The 18,395-nt window shown below is 43.1% G+C and carries 17 protein-coding genes; 8 read left to right on the top strand and 9 right to left on the bottom strand.

The features are described 5' to 3' along the window. Nucleotides 1–2: 2 nt before the first annotated feature. From leuD to fabR, 5 genes are all read right to left on the bottom strand, one after another. Nucleotides 3–602: a 3-isopropylmalate dehydratase small subunit gene (gene leuD, locus EXT43_RS15595; RefSeq protein ID WP_130167386.1), complete on the bottom strand. Its 600-nt coding sequence runs from the start codon at nt 600–602 to the stop codon at nt 3–5. Next, complete coding sequence (leuC, locus tag EXT43_RS15590; RefSeq protein ID WP_054554474.1) at nt 602–2,002, bottom strand: 3-isopropylmalate dehydratase large subunit; 1,401 nt, start codon at nt 2,000–2,002, stop codon at nt 602–604. The genes leuD and leuC overlap by 1 nt, the downstream gene beginning before the upstream one ends. 58 nt (nt 2,003–2,060) lie before the next feature. Next, on the bottom strand, nt 2,061–3,137 hold the full coding sequence (gene leuB / locus EXT43_RS15585) for a 3-isopropylmalate dehydrogenase (protein WP_054554475.1): 1,077 nt from the start codon (nt 3,135–3,137) through the stop codon (nt 2,061–2,063). Next, nucleotides 3,134–4,681, bottom strand: a complete 1,548-nt coding sequence (leuA, locus tag EXT43_RS15580; RefSeq protein WP_063528590.1) for a 2-isopropylmalate synthase — start codon at nt 4,679–4,681, stop codon at nt 3,134–3,136. The genes leuB and leuA overlap by 4 nt, the downstream gene beginning before the upstream one ends. Before the next feature lie 357 nt (nt 4,682–5,038). After that, on the bottom strand, nt 5,039–5,668 hold the full coding sequence (gene fabR / locus EXT43_RS15575; RefSeq protein ID WP_054562898.1) for an HTH-type transcriptional repressor FabR: 630 nt from the start codon (nt 5,666–5,668) through the stop codon (nt 5,039–5,041). A 116-nt stretch (nt 5,669–5,784) separates the two neighbouring features. Here fabR and EXT43_RS15570 point away from each other — a divergent pair, with 116 nt between their 5' ends. Both EXT43_RS15570 and sthA read left to right on the top strand, forming a co-directional pair. Next, on the top strand, nt 5,785–6,918 hold the full coding sequence (locus EXT43_RS15570) for a fatty acid desaturase (RefSeq protein ID WP_058586121.1): 1,134 nt from the start codon (nt 5,785–5,787) through the stop codon (nt 6,916–6,918). Between the two features lie 13 nt (nt 6,919–6,931). After that, on the top strand, nt 6,932–8,362 hold the full coding sequence (sthA, locus tag EXT43_RS15565) for a Si-specific NAD(P)(+) transhydrogenase (protein ID WP_062564769.1): 1,431 nt from the start codon (nt 6,932–6,934) through the stop codon (nt 8,360–8,362). A gap of 59 nt (nt 8,363–8,421) precedes the next feature. Here the strand turns inward: sthA and hemE are convergent, their stop codons facing one another. Continuing rightward, entirely contained in the window at nt 8,422–9,486 is a 1,065-nt protein-coding gene (gene hemE / locus EXT43_RS15560) for a uroporphyrinogen decarboxylase (protein WP_054562901.1), read from the bottom strand. A 614-nt stretch (nt 9,487–10,100) separates the two neighbouring features. Between hemE and EXT43_RS15555 the strand changes: the two genes are divergently transcribed. Both EXT43_RS15555 and EXT43_RS15550 read left to right on the top strand, forming a co-directional pair. After that, a complete protein-coding gene (locus EXT43_RS15555) occupies nt 10,101–10,571 on the top strand; it encodes an Rsd/AlgQ family anti-sigma factor (RefSeq protein ID WP_054562902.1) in 471 nt (156 codons plus the stop codon). 141 nt (nt 10,572–10,712) lie between these two features. Then, nucleotides 10,713–11,759: an LD-carboxypeptidase gene (locus EXT43_RS15550; RefSeq protein ID WP_171037153.1), complete on the top strand. Its 1,047-nt coding sequence runs from the start codon at nt 10,713–10,715 to the stop codon at nt 11,757–11,759. A gap of 54 nt (nt 11,760–11,813) precedes the next feature. On the opposite strand, the gene fkpA is transcribed toward EXT43_RS15550, so the two are convergent. Beyond that, nucleotides 11,814–12,569, bottom strand: coding sequence for an FKBP-type peptidyl-prolyl cis-trans isomerase (gene fkpA / locus EXT43_RS15545; protein WP_062564767.1), 756 nt, complete (start codon nt 12,567–12,569; stop codon nt 11,814–11,816). Nucleotides 12,570–12,769: 200 nt separating this feature from the next. Here fkpA and EXT43_RS15540 point away from each other — a divergent pair, with 200 nt between their 5' ends. Both EXT43_RS15540 and EXT43_RS15535 read left to right on the top strand, forming a co-directional pair. Further along, nucleotides 12,770–13,768: a hypothetical protein gene (locus tag EXT43_RS15540; protein ID WP_063529198.1), complete on the top strand. Its 999-nt coding sequence runs from the start codon at nt 12,770–12,772 to the stop codon at nt 13,766–13,768. Further along, nucleotides 13,755–13,967: a SlyX family protein gene (locus EXT43_RS15535; RefSeq protein ID WP_054554490.1), complete on the top strand. Its 213-nt coding sequence runs from the start codon at nt 13,755–13,757 to the stop codon at nt 13,965–13,967. The genes EXT43_RS15540 and EXT43_RS15535 overlap by 14 nt, the downstream gene beginning before the upstream one ends. Before the next feature lie 23 nt (nt 13,968–13,990). On the opposite strand, the gene EXT43_RS15530 is transcribed toward EXT43_RS15535, so the two are convergent. Next, the gene (locus tag EXT43_RS15530; protein WP_130167384.1) at nt 13,991–14,194 is read right to left on the bottom strand and encodes a YheV family putative zinc ribbon protein; all 204 of its coding nucleotides are present in this window, start codon (nt 14,192–14,194) and stop codon (nt 13,991–13,993) included. Between the two features lie 129 nt (nt 14,195–14,323). Here EXT43_RS15530 and EXT43_RS15525 point away from each other — a divergent pair, with 129 nt between their 5' ends. Both EXT43_RS15525 and EXT43_RS15520 read left to right on the top strand, forming a co-directional pair. After that, nucleotides 14,324–16,243 carry an ATP-binding cassette domain-containing protein gene (locus EXT43_RS15525; protein ID WP_130167383.1) on the top strand — a complete coding sequence of 640 codons (1,920 nt, stop codon included), beginning with the start codon at nt 14,324–14,326 and terminating at the stop codon, nt 16,241–16,243. After that, nucleotides 16,230–16,661 (top strand): TIGR02444 family protein, encoded by a 432-nt coding sequence (locus EXT43_RS15520; protein ID WP_130167382.1) that lies wholly within the window; start codon nt 16,230–16,232, stop codon nt 16,659–16,661. The genes EXT43_RS15525 and EXT43_RS15520 overlap by 14 nt, the downstream gene beginning before the upstream one ends. 274 nt (nt 16,662–16,935) lie before the next feature. On the opposite strand, the gene EXT43_RS15515 is transcribed toward EXT43_RS15520, so the two are convergent. Next, a complete protein-coding gene (locus EXT43_RS15515) occupies nt 16,936–18,351 on the bottom strand; it encodes a mannose-1-phosphate guanylyltransferase/mannose-6-phosphate isomerase (protein WP_171037156.1) in 1,416 nt (471 codons plus the stop codon). Nucleotides 18,352–18,395 lie beyond the last annotated feature (44 nt).

The raw sequence follows: 18,395 nt of genomic DNA, 5'->3' as shown, positions 1-18,395 counted from the left end.
GGTTATTGCCAAGGGCGTTCTGCTGCAAGTTGCTGCTCAAAGGCATCAATTTGGCTGTTAAGTGTTTCAGTCACACCGATAAAGTCTAAACCGCTTAATAAACGCTCTTTAATGTCATGGCGAATACCAAAGTGAATAGTGTCAAACTTATCGCTACGAAGTTGTTGGTTTTCTAAATCAACTTCGATATGAATATCATCATGCTGTTCACTCAGCACAAATAATTGCTCAAGTGTTTCTGCTGGTAATGCGATAGCAAGCATTTGGTTATTGCCGCAGTTATTAAAGAAAATATCGGCAAAACTTTCCGCTAAGATAACTTCAAAACCATATTGCTTTAATGCCCATGGCGCGTGCTCACGCGATGAACCACAACCAAAGTTGTCGCGAGTTAAAAGAATTTGCGCACCTTGGTAACAAGGGCGGTTCAAAATAAACTCAGGGTTTGGCTCGCCGTTATCTAAATAACGCCAATCGTAGAAAAGCGCCGCATCAAAGCCATCACGGCTGGTCGAAGTTAAAAATTGCTTTGGAATTATTTGGTCAGTATCAACATTGTTTTTATCTAACGGGGCCATTAAGCCACTAAAAAATACACTCATTAGGCTTCTCCTCTGATATCAACAAAACGACCATGAATTGCCGCTGCCGCAGCCATTGCAGGGCTCACTAAGTGAGTGCGGCCACCGCGACCTTGGCGACCTTCAAAGTTACGATTAGAGGTCGACGCACAGCGTTTACCGGCTTCTAATCTGTCGTCATTCATTGCTAAGCACATTGAACAACCTGGCTCACGCCATTCAAAGCCAGCTGCTTTAAAGATATCTGCAAGTCCTTCGTCTTCGGCTTGTTTTTTAACAAGGCCTGAGCCTGGAACAATCAGCGCTTCAACACCCGCAGCAACCTGCTTACCTTCAACAATTTGCGCGGCAGCACGTAAATCTTCAATTCGGCTATTTGTACATGAGCCAATAAATACGGTATCAACAGTCGCTGAAGATAATTTATCGCCTGCTTTTAAGCCCATATATTTTAGTGCGCTACGAATCGCATCAGCTTTGATTAAATCTGGTTCTTGCTCAGGATCAGGAATGAATTCATCTACGCCAATCACTTGCTCAGGGCTGGTACCCCAAGTAATTTGCGGTTGAATATCAGCGGCCTCTAATTCAACTACATGATCAAACTCTGCGCCTTCATCTGTTTTTAGTGTTTGCCAGTAGGCAACGGCACTATCAAAGTCAGCACCTTGTGGTGCAAATGGGCGACCTTTTAAATAATCATAAGTTGTTTGATCTGGTGCGATTAAACCCGCTTTTGCGCCCATTTCAATACTCATATTACAAAGCGTCATACGCGCTTCCATAGACAGCGCTTCGATCCCTTCGCCACAAAACTCAGCAACATAGCCAGTACCACCCGCAGTGCCTAATTTACCGATCACAGCCATGATTAAATCTTTGGCAGTAACGGTTGGGCGCAGGCGACCATTTATTTGAATTTTTAATGACTTTGCTTTTTTCTGCTGTAGCGTTTGAGTGGCTAGTACATGCTCAACTTCTGAAGTACCAATACCGTGCGCTAATGCACCAAATGCACCATGGGTAGAGGTATGGCTGTCACCACACACTATGGTTGTGCCCGGTAAGGTAATGCCCTGTTCAGGCCCCATTACATGCACAATACCTTGATTAATCGAATTTAAATCATAAAGTTGAATACCAAACTCTTTACAGTTTGCATCCAGTGCCATTAATTGATTTTTCGACACTTCACTCGCAGCATCTAATGAACGGCTTTTTGTTGAAACGTTATGGTCCATGGTCGCAAAAGTTTTTTCTGGGCAACGTACTTTGCGGTTTTTCTCACGTAAACCAGCAAAGGCTTGCGGCGATGTAACTTCGTGAACTAGGTGACGGTCGATATAAAGTAAATCGGTTTGATCATTTATACTGGCGACTACATGAGCTTGCCAAATTTTATCGTATAAGGTTTGGGCCACTTGCTATTCCCTCATTTTAGTTACGCTGAGTGACGAGCTCAGCGCAAACAATTTTTAATTAAATACGTGCCACAATTGCCGCAGCAACATCACTGGTGGTGTACCCTGCATTTGGGTAAATATCTGGCGTACCAACACCGGCCTCAACCGCTTCTGCTACCGCTTTTTCAATCGTACGAGCCGCTTCATCTTGTCCTAGTGAGTAACGCAACATAAGCGCAGCACTTAAAATTTGTGCGATTGGGTTTGCCACCCCTTTACCAGCGATATCAGGTGCTGAGCCACCAGCTGGCTCATACAAACCAAAGCCAGACTGATTTAAACTCGCTGATGGTAATAAGCCCATAGAGCCGGTGATCATCGCGCACTCATCAGACAAAATGTCGCCAAACAAGTTATCGCAAAGTAATACATCAAACTGACTTGGCTGTTTAACTAACTGCATTGCCGCGTTATCAACATAAATGTAGTCAAGGCTTACTTCTGGGTAATCTTTGCTTACTTCAGAGACTACTTCACGCCAAAGTACGCTGGTCGCTAACACATTCGCTTTATCAACCGAGGTAACATGATTACTACGCAGCTTTGCGGCTTCAAAGGCAAAGCGTGCGATGCGCTCAATTTCTTTACGTGAATATGTTTGGGTATCGAAAGCGGCTTCTTGCTCACCTTCGCCACTGCGGCCTTTTTCACCGAAATAAATACCGCCTGTTAGCTCGCGAACACATAAGATATCAAAGCCTTGTGCGCTGATATCTGCACGCAGCGGTGACGCAGCGCTTAGTGCTGGTAGTAATTGTGCTGGGCGTAAATTACAGAACAAACCAAAATGCTTGCGCAGTGGCAACAACGAAGCTCGCTCTGGTTGCTCGTTCGGTGGTAAGTTTTCCCACTTAGGGCCACCTACTGAGCCAAATAAAATCGCATCGGCATTTTCACAAGCACTAAGAGTGCTTTGCGGCAGTGCCTGACCAAACTCATCAATGGCAGCACCACCAATCGCGTGGTGATGACGAGTCAAAGTAAAACCAAACTTTTCGCTTACAGCATCCAAGACGGTTTCTGCTGCTGCCATAACTTCTGGACCAATCCCGTCGCCTGCTAATACTGCGATACTGTAATTCGATTGACTCATCCTGCTTTCCTCTGTTGTTTTAAATCAGACACTTTTTGTGCACGATAAATTAAGTTATAAACGCGGATCATAGCGCGTACCGACGCTTCAACCACATCCGCTGCAATGCCCGCGCCGTGATATGGGCGACCATCGTATTTAGCAATAATATTCACTTGTCCTAGCGAGCTGGCACCTTGGCCTGTTGCTTCTAGGTTGTATTCAATCATTTCGACCGACATACCCGTTAAGCGCTCAATTGCTAAGAATGATGCTTCAACAGGACCATTACCCGTTGCTGCCTCTTGCTTAGACTCGCCATCAATTGTCATGCCGATTGTTGAGCTCGCCACCGATTGTGAGTTAGACGTAGAGTTAACAAACTCAAGTTGGTACTTCTCGTCTTTATCTTTGATTTGGTTAAAGTAAATCATCGCTTCTAAGTCGTAGTCATACACAGTACCTTTTTGGTCTGCTAATGCTAAGAAGCTGCTGTATAAGCTATCCATATCGTAATCAGATTTTTGATAGCCTAACTCTTCTAAACGATGCTCAATAACATGACGACCTGAACGCGAAGTCATGTTTAATTGGTTATTAGGTACACCGACACTTTCTGGCGACATTATTTCGTAAGTGTTTTGGGCTTTTAATACGCCGTCTTGGTGGATCCCTGAACTGTGTGCAAAGGCATTTTCACCAACAATTGCTTTGTTTGGTTGTACTGGCATATTACAAATCTTCGCGACTTGACGCGAAGCACGGTAAATTTCTTCACTGCGAATATCGGTATGCACTTTTAAGTGGTCTTCACGCATCTTCATGATCATCGCCACTTCTTCAAGCGAACAGTTACCTGCGCGCTCACCAATGCCATTAATCGTACATTCGATTTGGCGAGCACCGGCTTGTACCGCTGCGATTGAGTTAGCAACCGCTAAACCTAAATCGTTATGACAATGCACGCTTAAACGCGCCTTGTCGATATTTGGCACATTGTTCATTAAGTGATGGATCATCGCAGCGTATTCGTCTGGCGTTACATAGCCCACGGTGTCAGGTAAGTTGATAGTTGATGCACCGGCATCAATAGCACTTTCAACGATACGGCATAAATCCCAATGCGGTGTACGACCTGCATCTTCACACGAAAACTCAACGTCATCGGTGTAGTTACGCGCAAGTTTAATCGACTTAACAGCCATCGCTGTTGCATCGTCTAAGCTCATACGTAATTTGTGTTCAAGGTGTAATGGACTGGTTGCAATAAATGTATGAATACGGCCCTGCTCTGCCGGGCGAAGTGCTTCACCACATGCTTCAATATCTTTTGCTACAGCACGTGCTAAGCCACAAATAATCGGCCCTTTCACTTCAGTCGCAATTCGCTGTACAGAACGAAAATCTGCCGGGCTAGATACCGGAAAACCCACTTCCATTACATCCACATTTAAGCGGCTAATGGTATGCGCAAGTTGAATTTTGTCGTCTTCGGTTAGGCTTGCTTTTAATGCTTGCTCACCATCACGTAACGTTGTGTCAAAAATCCAAACCTTATCTTTCATAAACTGTCCTCGTTCCCAATGACCCATTAGCGAGATAAAAAAAACCCCGCGGTTGCGGGGTTTTTTAATGTTCTACAAATGCAAATACACTAAGCCCCGCTCACTGATTTAAGCAGTAAGAGGTTTAGTTTTAATGTAATTGAATGTGTAATTTGCATCTTAATTTACTAAATGTGTGTTCAGTGGCTGTATTTTTAACATTCAAAAAACTTGCTTGCAAGCATAATTTTTCCACAAAAGCGATTTTTAAATCGCCTTAATGAAATTAAAAATCCACAAAAATGCATTTTTAAGGTTAATTAACCCTCATTGAGTGTATTGAACGTTTAAAGTTTCGGAAGGTAAAGCCTCTATTGCTTAGATTAACTTTTGCGATTGGTTACTATCACGCACGTATAAAGTGGCACCGCGAGCAATATAACGTAATTGCCAGATCAAGCGTTCAACCAGTTCTTCACGTTGTGTCCCTTCAATATCGAGGGCTTCGGCACCGGCGTTAAATACTAAAGTCACCATGGCTTCGGCTTGAATATATGCATGAGTTGGATCGCATGGTGTTTCGCTTTCAAGGTAATGCGCAAGCTCTAAAATGAAATGTTTAATTTCACGAGCAACCGCGGCACGAAATGCTTTTGAAGTTCCTGAGCGCTCACGCAATAACAATCTAAATTGGTTGCTCGAGTTATCGATGAACTCCATAAAGGTAACGATTGATGTCGTGATCACACTACCGCCGCTCTCAATACGGCGACGCGCTTGGCGCATAAGCTGGCGAAGTGTTAAACCAGCTTCATCAACCATGGTCAAACCAAGCTCATTCATGTCTTTAAAATGGCGGTAAAAAGAGGTAGGTGCAATCCCTGCTTCACGGGCAACTTCACGCAAGCTTAAATTAGAAAAACTATGATCGGCACTCAATTGATTGAATGCAGCCTCGATTAGTGCTTGTCGTGTTTTTTGTTTCTGTTGCGCTCTAACACCCGACATGGAAACTCCCAGCGTGAACTTTTAATGATTTTTCGGTTAATGAGACAGTCTAATACTTGACGCGGAGAGAATGAAACACTATTTTAGCGTACAACTGTACGCCGAGATTTATTCAGATGAAAAAACCACCGATTATTTGGACCAATGTGCTATTTTTTAGCCTTACATTTTTGGCCGCGATCACCCTTGTTCCTTGGTATGGCTTTAGCTACGGATACACCAGTACACAGTGGATAGCCTTTGTTGGCTGTATGTTCTACGCCGGACTTTCTATTACTGCAGGTTATCATCGTTTATGGGCACACAAAGCCTATGATGTGCATCCTGTTATTGAAGTGATTTTTGCCTTAGGCGGTGCTTTTGCATTACAAAATAGTGCCTTGCACTGGAGTAGCGATCACCGTATTCACCATGGTCAAGTTGATGATCCAATCAAAGACCCTTACGCCGCTACTAATGGCTTTTGGTATAGCCACATCGGTTGGATGCTGCGCGATTACCAAGGCGAACAATACGGTAACTACAGTAACTGCCGAGACTTACAAAAAAACAAAGTCGTTATGTGGCAACACCGTCACTATATGAAGTTAGTCGTCGCGACTAATTTTGGTATTCCTTTACTACTTGGTTTAATGCTTGGCGATGTATGGGGCATGTTATTACTGGTTGGTTTACTACGCTTGGTATTGAGCCAACATTTTACCTTTTTTATCAACTCGCTGGCGCATATCTGGGGTTCACGTCCGTACACAGAAAAAAACACCGCCCGCGATAATGGCTTTTTAGCGCTATTCACATACGGTGAAGGCTATCATAACTTCCATCACATTTTTGCTAGCGACTATCGCAATGGCATTAAGTGGTATCACTATGATCCAACTAAGTGGATGATCCGCTCTCTAGCGGCAATCGGTCTTGCTTCAAAGTTAAAGCGCACACCAATTGAGCGAATCGAAAAAGCCAAAGCAGAAACCTTGATGAATAAGACTCAAGGTCGCCTTGCAAAATTGCCTTTAGCGCAAGATAAGCTTACATTATTACAATCTGAGTACGATTTACTGCTGAAAAAACTGCAACACTTCTGTGCCTTGCAAAAACGCGTGTTAGAAATCAAACGTAATAAAATGATGAAACAGTGTGAAAAATCAGCATTAATGACACAATATCACGAGCTTGAAGCCGCTTGGGAAAACCAAAAGCAGGCTTGGCTTGCACTAAATGCGAGGTTGTTAAAAGCCTCTTTTAGTTAACATAGGAGCGGCTGTGGCCAAACAACAAGTAAAACAAAAAGATACTCCATCTTATCAATATGATGCGATCATCATAGGTACAGGTCCTGGCGGTGAAGGTACCGCCATGAACCTATCTAAAAGTAACAAAAAAGTCGCTGTTATTGAGCGTCAAGAAGCAGTAGGTGGCGGTTGTGTGCACTGGGGTACTATCCCGTCAAAAGCATTACGTCACTCTGTAAGTCGTTATATTGAATATAAAGCAAACCCGCTATTTAATATTAGTGAGCGCCCTAACCGCTTAACTTTCCCAGATATTTTGCGCCACGCAAGTAACGTCATTTCAAAGCAATCTAATTTACGCAGCAGCTTTTATGAGCGTAACCGCATTCATATGTATCAAGGTGATGCTGAATTTATTGATAAACACACTATCAAAGTGACGCACCTAGACGGTTCGTTTGAAACGCTTACTGCACAAACAATCGTTATTGCTACTGGCTCGCGCCCTTACCGTCCACCAGGTGTAGACTTTAAACACCCACGTATATACGACAGCGATACCATTTTAGGCCTTGAAGATGACCCTCATCGTGTGCTGATTTATGGTGCTGGTGTAATTGGTTGTGAATACGCCTCTATTTTTAAAGGCTTAGGCGCCAAGGTTGACCTAGTGAATACCCGTGACCGCCTACTTGCCTTTATGGATGCAGAAATTTCAGATGCTCTAAGCTATCACTTTTGGAATAGCGGTATTGTTATCCGTCATAATGAAGAGTTTGATCGCGTAGAAACTCGCGATGACTGTGTGGTAATGCACTTAAAATCAGGCAAGCGCGTAAAAGCTGACTGTATTTTATTTGCCAATGGTCGTACGGGTAACACAGACACATTAAACCTTGAAGCTGTTGGCCTAAAAGCGGATGGTCGTGGCCAGCTTAGAGTGAATGAAACATACCAAACAGAAGTCGACAACATTTATGCTGTGGGCGATGTAATAGGTTACCCAAGCCTTGCCAGTGCAGCATTTGACCAAGGCCGTATTGCAGCCGATGCGATTGCATGTGGTAACTGTGATGAAAAGCTGATCATTGATATCCCAGCAGGTATTTATACAATTCCTGAAATGAGTTCAGTGGGTAAAACAGAGCAAGAGTTAACAGCTGCAAAAGTCCCTTACGAGGTAGGCCGCGCTCAATTTAAGCATTTAGCACGTGCACAAATTGCAGGCACCGAGGTGGGTAGCTTAAAGATTTTATTCCATGTTGATACCAAAGAAGTACTGGGTGTGCACTGCTTCGGTGAGCGTGCCTCTGAAATCGTTCACATCGGTCAAGCGATTATGGAACAAAAGAACGGCGGTAATAACATTGATTACTTTGTAAATACCACGTTCAACTACCCGACTATGGCTGAAGCCTATCGCGTAGCTGCATTAAATGGCTTAAATCGTTTGTTTAAGTAACGAAATAAATTACAACAAAAAGCCCGCTTAATGCGGGCTTTTTTACGATTAGCTTTTGCTTATTTGTGGTATTTACCACTGAATTCATGAACGGCGTTGATAAATACACCTGCGTTTTCTGGGTCTACATCTGGTGTAATACCGTGACCTAGGTTGAATACATGGCCAGAGCCTGTACCAAAGTCTTCTAGGATAGTAGCAACTTCTTGGCGAATACGCTCAGGCGTGCCATGCAGCATTGCTGGGTCCATGTTGCCTTGCAGCGCGACTTTATCGCCAACACGACGTTTTGCATCACCGATGTTAATAGTCCAGTCTAGACCTACTGCATCACAGCCTGTTGCTGCAATGGCTTCAATCCACTGACCACCATTTTTAGTAAATAACGTCACTGGTACTTTACGGCCATCATGTTCGCGAATTAAGCCATCAACAATCTTGTGCATGTATTGTAATGAAAACTCATTGTAGTCACGTGGGCTTAATACACCGCCCCATGAGTCAAATACCATTAACGATTGCGCGCCCGCTTTAACTTGCGCGTTTAAATAGTCGATTACTGAGTCAGCTAATTTATCAAGTAATAGGTGCAGTGTTTGTGGCTCTGCAAAGGCCATTTTCTTGATTTTACCGAATGTTTTGCTGCTACCACCTTCAACCATGTAAGTGGCAAGTGTCCAAGGTGAACCAGAGAAACCAATTAGCGGTACTTCACCTTTTAATTCGCGACGAATCGTACTTACCGCATTCATCACATAACCAAGCTCATCAGTTGGATCGATATTTGGGATTTTTTTAACATCTGCTAATGAAGAAATCGGACGTTCAAATTTTGGACCTTCACCTGTTTCAAAGTAAAGACCTAAGCCCATAGCATCAGGAATAGTTAAAATATCACTGAATAGAATTGCAGCATCAAGCGGATAACGACGTAATGGCTGTAACGTTACTTCACAAGCAAGTTCAGCGTTTTTACATAAACTCATAAAGTCGCCTGCTTGGGCACGTGTAGCACGGTATTCAGGTAAATAGCGGCCAGCTTGGCGCATCATCCATACCGGTGTGACATCAACAGGTTGCTTTTGTAGTGCACGTAAATAACGATCGTTTTTTAATTCGCTCATGCGTATAGAATCCTAGAACTGAATGAAATTGAGCAGATTGTATCACCATATTGCGCGTCTCACTATGGATAGATAATCAAGGCTAGATATAGATCATGTTTTTTCAGCCAACCTAAGCCTAATGTGCGTTTTTTGAGCGAAAACAAAATAAATTTAAAACTTTCTATTAATAAATTTGCAACATACAAAAAAGCTTGGTATAACTTACCCCGCGTTAACAAAAACAATAATAAAAATCTTATAACAATAAGAACAACAATCTTCCCATAATAATAAGAACGCTTGTTTTAACAAGTCTAAGAAAAAGAATTAAACCACCAATTTTGGTGGTTTTTTCTTTTCTAAATCAGCAAATTACAACTCATCCGCTTAGATAAAAATTGCAAAATTAATACTAGTAGTTTTGAATCAATTCCCATACACTGCAATGAGAGCAAAAAAAAAGTCCACTCTAAAAACAAGGTCATTTTTTGGCCTATTCAATGCTGAAAAGTATGTCTTTAGAATGACTTTTACAATCTGTTGCAATTAGACACTAAGAATTTAGTTGATCTTTGTGTCATATTTCCTTTTTATATATACAAAGGAAAACCTACTCAGCGAGGAGATGAAATATGCTGACGCGTTTGGAAAAAGCTCAACAAAAATGGGGTGGTAGTCACTCTGTAATCGACAAATGGCTCACAGAACGTCAAGAGCTGCTTGTGTTGTTCTGCCGTATTGCAGGCTTTTCACCGTACGAAAAGAAAGATCATGCCCTTCCTGATCAGCTGCAAATTCAAAACTTTTGCCAAATTCTGATGGATTACCTTTCTGCTGGCCATTTCGAAATTTACGACGACATTGCCAAAGCGTGTGAAGAAAAAGGTCCTGAGAGCCAAAAGCTGGCTAATGCCTTATACCCGCGCATTTCTGAAACCACAGATGTAGCACTCGACTTTAACGACAAATACGCAGAAGTTGACAAAGATGACTTGCTTGATGAGTTTGATAAAGACCTATCAATCTTAGGCGAAGCACTTGAACTGCGCTTTGAGCTAGAAGATGAGTTAATCGACAACTTATATTCTAATCACACCAGCTAACAGCTTAGTTGCACAGCAGAGAAACACTCTCTGCTGAAGTGTTTTTGCCTTGCCAAAAAGAATCATCTATTCCATTTCGTAACAAATATTTGAAATATTTTCTTCAATGCGATACTCATACTATAAAACATGAGGCTCGCTATGAATAAACGGTCATTTTTAAAGTCACTTTCAATCCTTGCCGCTGGCGCAAGTTTAACATCAGCTCCTTTAATGGCTGCTCAGAATGCTAGTACCCAAACATTAATTAAGCCAAAAGCGCTGGAAAAAGGCGGCACAATTGGTGTGTGTAGCCCGTCAGCTGCCACTGCCGAACAGGCTGATATCATACTAGCAAAAGGCGTTATAGAGGCACTGGGATACAAGGCTAAGCTTGCACCAAACATTTTAGCAAGACGCGGACATTTAGCAGGCACTGATGCAATGCGAGCCGGCGACTTAAATAGTTTATTCAGCGACAAAGAGGTTGATGCCATTTTGTGTTTACGTGGCGGTTCAGGCGCTGCCCGTATTCTACCTTTGCTCGACTACGCAATGATCCGTAACAACCCAAAACCTCTAATGGGCTATTCAGATATTACCGCTCTTCATAACGCCTTACTGTCTCAAGCTGGGTTAATCAGCTTTCATGGTCCAAATGCATCGAGTGACTGGAACTCGTTTCATGTTGCACAATTTAAGAATATGTTCGAAGCTCGTAAGTTGATGCATTTCCAAAACTTACCAAAAGCCGATGATGAGCTTGTTAACACTCAGTACCTGACCCAAACGATTACACCAGGTAAGGCCTCTGGACGATTAATCGGCGGTAACTTAACGGTACTGACAGCCCTCGCAGGCTCGAATTATTTACCTGACTTTGATGGCGCAATTTTATTTTTAGAAGATATCGACGAAGCGCCATATCGAATTGACAGAATGATGAGCACACTAAAACTTATGGGCGCACTGGATAAGATTGCAGGCTTTGTATTTGGCGATTGTAATGACTGTAAGCCAGGCCGAGGTTATGGCTCGTTAACCCTTGACGATATTTTTGCAGATTATATAAAACCGCTGGGAATTCCTGCCTATCGTGGGGCTATGATTGGCCATATTAAACGCCAATTTATTCTGCCTGTTGGCACTGTGGTTGAGCTTGATGCAGATAGTGGCACATTAAAAATGAAAGAAACGGCATTTAGTTAATAAAATTTGCGCATAAAAAAAGGGCTAAAAAGCCCTTTTTTATTGAGTTAAATATTACTCAGCTGGTACAGCTTTGTCATCGCTTTGGATTTCAAGTAATTCTACTTCGAAAACAAGCGTTGAGTTTGCTGGGATCTTACCAAGATCACGCTCACCGTATGCAAGTTCAGATGGAATAGTGAACTTGTACTTAGAGCCAACTGGCATTAATTGTAAACCTTCAGTCCAACCTGGGATCACACGATTAAGTGGGAAAGTAGTTGGTTCGTTACGAGAGTAAGAGCTATCGAACTCAGTACCGTCTAATAAAGTGCCTTTGTAGTGTACTTTAACAACGTCAGTTGCTACTGGCTTTTCGCCTTCACCTTCAGTGATCACTTCGTACTGTAGGCCAGACTCAGTTACTGTAACGCCTTCTTTTTTCGCGTTTTCAGCTAGGTATTTTTCGCCTTCAGCTTTGCTCTTTTCAGATTCTACTTTCGCTTTTTCTTGTTGCTTAGTGCGAATGCTTTGATCAAGCGCCGTTAACACTTCACGAATTTTTTCGTCATCAAGTTTAGCGTTACCCGCTAGTGCGTCTTCAAAACCACGCTTAAGAAGTGCTTCGTCTAGTTCAACGCCTAGCGCTTTTTTATCAGCAAGGTCTTGGTTTAAGAAGTTACCAACAGATGCACCAATACCGTATGCTTGTTGTTGAGCTTCAGTCTCTAGTTTAACTTCAACTTGCTGTTCTTTTTTTGCTTCCTGATTACAAGCTGTAAGCGCTAAAACTGACGCTGCAATCAATGACAATTTAATCGTCTTTCTCATTTTATATCTCCGACACACTTTGCAGTTGTCAATTATTGTATTATTACTAGTTAAAGATTAACGACCTACATGGTAGGCTGCTTGTCTAATAACTAACGTCATGCCTATGCATGATCAGCGATTAGACTAACAACCTAGGCCTTCAACGAGACCTAGTCTAACCTCTCAATCACTAAGAGTTAAGGGGAAATACTCGTAATATGTCGATATTTCGTACTTTTTTGTATCTGCTCAGCCTTTGCTTAGTTGTAGCCTGCTCTGAGCAACATGAGCAATCAACTGCACGCTATGAGCATGCGGCTAAAGGTGCCTTCGCCAGTGCGCTGTCACACGATGGCAAATACAGCTTAATCTCATCAATACACCATGGGGTCGCACTGTGGGATAATCAACAACAGGTGCTAAAATACCAATGGTTTCAACAACAAAATCAAGATAGCTTGGTTCATACTGTTGCTATCTCTTACGACAATAGCCATGCAGTTACCGCTGAGAAGTCCACCTTTGCAGTGTGGGACATTGCCACGGGCAACAACACGGGTTATTACAAAATACACGCCTCAACAATTCGAGATATCGCGATAAGTAACCAAGGGCGCAGTGTATTATATGGCCGCGCCGACGGTGTAGTCGTTTACCTCGACTTAGAGAGTGGCAGGCGCATAGAGTTCCTTGGCCACCAAGAAAAAGTCAATGTTGTTGATCTATCGCCTAACGGTCACTACGCCATTAGCGGCTCAAATGATTATGTTGCTTACTTTTGGGATACTCGCACAGGGCAAGTGATCCACCGCTTTAATCACCCAAGTCGCGTTACTCAAGTCGCCCTTGATCCACAAGGTCGTTACGCATTTACCGCAGACAGTATGAAGCAAGCAAATGTATGGCAACTGACTACAGGTGATCTTGTTAGCAAACTGGCGTATATTGCGCGTCAGAAAATTTTTACCGCCGTCCGTTTTAACGATGAAGGCACTTTAATTGCCACCGGTTCACCCAATCGATTGGTTGATTTATGGCAGCTAGAGTCGGGTAAAAAATTACAAACGTGGCAAGTGATTCCTCGTGAAGGAAGCCGCCCGAAATCAGCCGTGGTGTTAGATGTTGCGTTTACTGATAACAACCAAGCGTTATTAACCGAAAGCTCCAGCGGATTCGCTGAAAGTTTTAATCTAAGAGAATCAAATGAATACAATTGAAGATCGTCTAATGGAACTTGAAGCGAAAGTCGCTTTTCAAGATGAAACAATTGAAATATTAAACGATGAGCTTAAAGCGCACCAACAGCAGCTGGCTAAAATGAAACGCCAGACAGAGTTACTTGCAGAAAAGATTAAAGAAGCGCAGCAGCCATCTTTAATGTCACAAATGCAAGAGCCGCCACCGCCGCACTATTAATTAGGTAGTGATAGAGCCGGGAATTAATCGCCCGGCTTAAATACACCAATCACTTGCTCAAATTGGCGTGTTGAGGCTTGCACTGCCTGCTCTGGTTGCGTCATTTTGTGGCCACACTGTACGCACTCCACTTTTTCCACATCATGTTCTTTATAAAGCATCATGGTATCCATGGCCTTACACTCAGGGCATGATGCGCCAGCAATAAAGCGTTTCTTTTGTTTCATAGATGATCTCCCGTGGCATGTAGGCGGCTATTTTAGCCTAATAATTCTCTGTTTGATACGATTGCGAAGGCTAATGTGATCCGTGTTATGATAGCGGCAATTTAATCAGTGCTGTGCAAGTAAACATTCATGATCCAAATTTCAGACATCGAACTTCTACGTGGTGGTAACGCCTTACTAAAAGGGGCCTCTGCAACCTTATTCCCAGAGCATAAAGTCGGCCTTGTTGGCGCTAATGGCTGTGGTAAATCAACGCTGTTCGCGCTATTAAAGTCTGAATTGCAACTCGATGCCGGTGAATGCCAAATTCCTAAAGACTGGTCAATTGCCTCTGTGAAGCAAGAAACACCCGCGCTCGAAATCAGCGCTCTAGATTATGTATTACAAGGTCACCCTGAATATTACGCGCTAAGAATTGCACTACGCGAAGCTGAGCAAAATAACGACGGCGATGCGCAGGCAAAAGCACATATTGGCCTAGAACATATTCAAGGCTATAGCATTGAGGCAAAAGCAGGAGAGCTATTACACGGTTTGGGTTTTAGTAATGAGCAAATAGACAACCCAGTGAGCGCCTTTTCTGGTGGCTGGCGTATGCGCTTAAACTTAGCACAAGCACTTATTCGTGATGCCGATTTATTACTGCTGGATGAGCCAACCAACCACTTAGATCTCGATGCGGTTTACTGGTTAGAACGCTTTTTACGTGCCTACACAGGCACTCTAGTGCTTATTTCCCATGACCGAGAATTCTTAGATGCCGTTGTTGACCAAATTTGGCACATAGACGCACAAAAAATAAATGTTTATAAAGGCAATTACTCGCAATTCGAACGCCAAAAAGCAGAGCGCTTATTACAACAACAAGCGATGTTCGAAAAGCAACAAGAACAAATTGCTCACCTAGAAAAATTCATTACGCGCTTCAAAGCAAAAGCCAGTAAGGCTAAGCAAGCACAAAGCCGCGTAAAAGCCCTAGAGCGTATGGAAAAGCTGGCTCCAGCCCATGTTGACTCACCCTTTGATTTTGAATTTGCTGAGCCAACAGCACTGCCAAACCCATTAATGACTCTCGACCAAGCCAAAGCAGGCTATGGCGACACCACCATTTTGCATAGCATCAAGCTAAACCTAGTGCCGGGTAGCCGTATTGCGCTGCTTGGCCGAAATGGTGCGGGTAAATCAACACTGATTAAATTATTAGCTGGCGATTTACAGCCTCAAGCAGGTGAAGTATTTCAGCATCAGGGCTTAAATATTGGTTACTTTGCGCAGCATCAACTCGAGTCACTCGATTTAAAAGCCAGTGCAGTGACCCATTTACAACGTTTAAATCCGCAAGCTCCAGAGCAATCATTGCGTGACTTTTTAGGTGGCTTTGCATTCTTTGGCGATAAAGCACTTGAGCCAGTTGCGCCATTTTCTGGCGGTGAAAAAGCCCGTTTAGTACTAGCAATGCTGGTGTACCAAAAGCCAAACCTACTGTTACTGGATGAGCCAACCAACCACCTCGATTTAGAAATGCGCCATGCTTTAGTTATGGCGCTGCAAGGCTTTGAAGGCGCTATGGTTACCGTATCGCACGACCGTCATATGCTTAAAAATACCGCTGATGAGTATTACCTTGTTGATAATGGCGAAGTAACACAATTTGGTTATGACCTTGATGCCTATTACCAATGGCTACTCAATGCCAATAAAGAAGCTGCTAAAAGCCCTGAAGACGATGCGCCTAAAGCCCATTCAAGCGTTAACCGCAAAGAGCAAAAGCGCTTAGAAGCTGAGTTCAGAAAGTCAGTGCAGCCGTTGAAAAAGCAAATCGAAAAGCTTGAAAAGCAACTTGATAAGTATTCGACAGAGCTTGGAGAAATCGAAAACGCTCTTGCCGACAATGACTTATACAGTGATGAAAATAAAGCCAAACTGACAGAGCTACTCGGTAAACAAGCAAACCTAACACCCAAGCTTAATGACGTTGAAGAAGAGCTACTCATGGCACTTGAAGAGCTTGAAGAAAAAGAGCAGGCCTTTGCCGATGAAACCGCTTAACAGCGAACAGTTTTGGCAGTTTGCATGCAAGCTTTACAGCAAAGACGGCATGCAAACCAAGCTACTAGGCTATCAGGACCAGCAAGGCAAAAATGTGAACCTTTGCCTGCTGCTTTATTATCTTGATTCTTTAGAGCTGGCTGTAACACCCTCTCAACTGAGTGAGCTTGAGTCGTGCATTGCCGAATTTGACCAGCAAGCTTTACAACCCCTAAGAGCCACACGCGCCTACCTGAAAACTATTCAAAACGAGATTTCAGACTACCCTACCATCCGCAAAGAGCTACTTAGCGCAGAACTAAAGCTAGAAAAACAACAGCAACAATTACTGATAAACACAGCGAATACGATGGTATTCACTCAGTACACAAATGCTGAAAATATAAGGCTTTATGTCGGTACTGAGTTAGCGAGTTAGCGAGTTAGCGAGTTAGCGAGGGTAAAGATTCTAGGTTTTAGGTTCTAGGTCAAGCATAACCTTGGGAGTGATTTATGATGGTTTGGGTTTACCAAAGAAAGGGTTTACATGGATTGCGTTGGGTTTCGCTTCGCTCAAACCAACCTACCCGAAGAATGAATAGGGCGAATGCTGAGTAAGACACTGCACTCAACAACTCCACCGCTCAACTGACGTCTGACGGCTGAAAGCTGATAGCTCCGCTTACGTTGGGTTTCGCTCCGCTCAAACCAACCTACTCCCTCCCATATCTATCATCAAATCGCTCGATGTCGCTTTCATCAAGTATTGCACCGGTTTGTACTTCAATAACGATCAGTGGCGTGTTTTGTTGATTAGCGAGGCTATGTAATTGTTTAGCCGCAATATAACAAGATTGATCGGCTGTTAGCTCAAACTCGTCATCACCTACTCGCACACTTGCCACTCCAGATACGACAACCCAATGCTCTGCACGGTGCTGATGGCGTTGAGTTGAGAGTTTTGCACCGCTGTTGACGATTATTTTCTTTACCTTAAAGCCAGTACTTTCAATTAAAGTTCGATAGTTGCCCCAAGGTCTGAATACCGCTTGATGGTGGGTTAGTTTATCGTTATCGACAACAGCAAGCTGTTTAAGTAAATCAGGGAGCTTATCGAGCGCACTTTTGTCTGCCACTAAGGTGGCATCATGAGTATGTATAATTGCTTTATTACTCACGCCGAGCGCCGCAATAGTATGGTCGGCTTCGCTGATAAGTAGATTATTCTCGCTATCTAAGCTCACCCCTTGCGAAGCTAAATAATTGCCATGCTGGTCTTTTTCTACGATTTTCGACAATGCTGAAAAGCTGCCAACATCGCTCCAATTCAAATCAACAGGAATAACAGCAACGTTAGCGCTACGCTCCAAAATAGCATAATCAATAGAATCACTTGGGCATGCTGTAAGCTCAGCCGCAACAGGCCGTTGAAAACCTAAATCTGCGGTGAAGCTAGCCGCCTTTGCGATACTGTCAGCAATCTTTGGCGCAAAACGATTAAGCTCACTCAAGTACACATCCGGTAAAAATAAGAACATGCCGCTATTCCAGCCATACTCACCACTGGTAAGGTATTTTTCGGCTAATTGCAGGGCCGGTTTTTCTTTGAACTCAGCCACCTTAAAACAACCTTCATGAGCTAATGGCTCACCTTGGCGAATATAACCATAACCGGTATGTGGTTCAGTGGGAGTAATAGCAAAGGTTACTAATTGTTTTTGCTGACAAAGCGCTATCGCATTATCTAAGCAGGCAATAAGCTTATCAAAATCACTGATATGGTGATCAGCAGGCATGACTAGTAAGGGATCTTTTAGGCCATTTTGCAATGCAAATTCAGCTGCTAAGGCAATCGCTGGCGCGGTATTTTTACCTTCAGGCTCAAGCAATAAAGTATAGTTATCTGTGATTTCTGCAATTTGCGTTTTAGCAATAAAACGATGCTCTTCATTACACACTAAAATTGGCGCATTAAATCGTGAGTCAGCTACTCGTAAAAGCGTGCTCTGTAAGAGTGATTTTTCGCTAAGTAAAGATAAAAACTGCTTAGGCATCGCTTTACGCGACAAAGGCCATAAACGAGAACCTATGCCACCAGCGAGAATAACGGGGGTGATTTTGCGACTCATGATTGCTTATAGTAAATAATCCAACCATGAGTTTAACAAATTTT

The organism is Pseudoalteromonas sp. CO109Y (genome assembly GCF_004208935.1).
GTDB lineage: Bacteria > Pseudomonadota > Gammaproteobacteria > Enterobacterales > Alteromonadaceae > Pseudoalteromonas > Pseudoalteromonas shioyasakiensis.
This window is presented reverse-complemented; position numbering and strand designations above follow the sequence as displayed.

Bases quoted from the DNA above. Each gene is read 5' to 3' on its own strand.
- EXT43_RS15520 (WP_130167382.1), top strand. From the start codon at position 16,230: ATGAAACCGCTTAACAGCGAACAGTTTTGGCAGTTTGCATGCAAGCTT.
- leuD (WP_130167386.1), bottom strand. From the start codon at position 602: ATGAGTGTATTTTTTAGTGGCTTAATGGCCCCGTTAGATAAAAACAAT.
- EXT43_RS15525 (WP_130167383.1), top strand. From the start codon at position 14,324: ATGATCCAAATTTCAGACATCGAACTTCTACGTGGTGGTAACGCCTTA.
- EXT43_RS15540 (WP_063529198.1), top strand. From the start codon at position 12,770: ATGTCGATATTTCGTACTTTTTTGTATCTGCTCAGCCTTTGCTTAGTT.
- EXT43_RS15535 (WP_054554490.1), top strand. From the start codon at position 13,755: ATGAATACAATTGAAGATCGTCTAATGGAACTTGAAGCGAAAGTCGCT.
- EXT43_RS15550 (WP_171037153.1), top strand. From the start codon at position 10,713: ATGAATAAACGGTCATTTTTAAAGTCACTTTCAATCCTTGCCGCTGGC.
- fabR (WP_054562898.1), bottom strand. From the start codon at position 5,668: ATGTCGGGTGTTAGAGCGCAACAGAAACAAAAAACACGACAAGCACTA.
- EXT43_RS15515 (WP_171037156.1), bottom strand. From the start codon at position 18,351: ATGAGTCGCAAAATCACCCCCGTTATTCTCGCTGGTGGCATAGGTTCT.
- fkpA (WP_062564767.1), bottom strand. From the start codon at position 12,569: ATGAGAAAGACGATTAAATTGTCATTGATTGCAGCGTCAGTTTTAGCG.
- leuB (WP_054554475.1), bottom strand. From the start codon at position 3,137: ATGAGTCAATCGAATTACAGTATCGCAGTATTAGCAGGCGACGGGATT.
- EXT43_RS15555 (WP_054562902.1), top strand. From the start codon at position 10,101: ATGCTGACGCGTTTGGAAAAAGCTCAACAAAAATGGGGTGGTAGTCAC.
- hemE (WP_054562901.1), bottom strand. From the start codon at position 9,486: ATGAGCGAATTAAAAAACGATCGTTATTTACGTGCACTACAAAAGCAA.
- EXT43_RS15530 (WP_130167384.1), bottom strand. From the start codon at position 14,194: ATGAAACAAAAGAAACGCTTTATTGCTGGCGCATCATGCCCTGAGTGT.
- leuA (WP_063528590.1), bottom strand. From the start codon at position 4,681: ATGAAAGATAAGGTTTGGATTTTTGACACAACGTTACGTGATGGTGAG.
- EXT43_RS15570 (WP_058586121.1), top strand. From the start codon at position 5,785: ATGAAAAAACCACCGATTATTTGGACCAATGTGCTATTTTTTAGCCTT.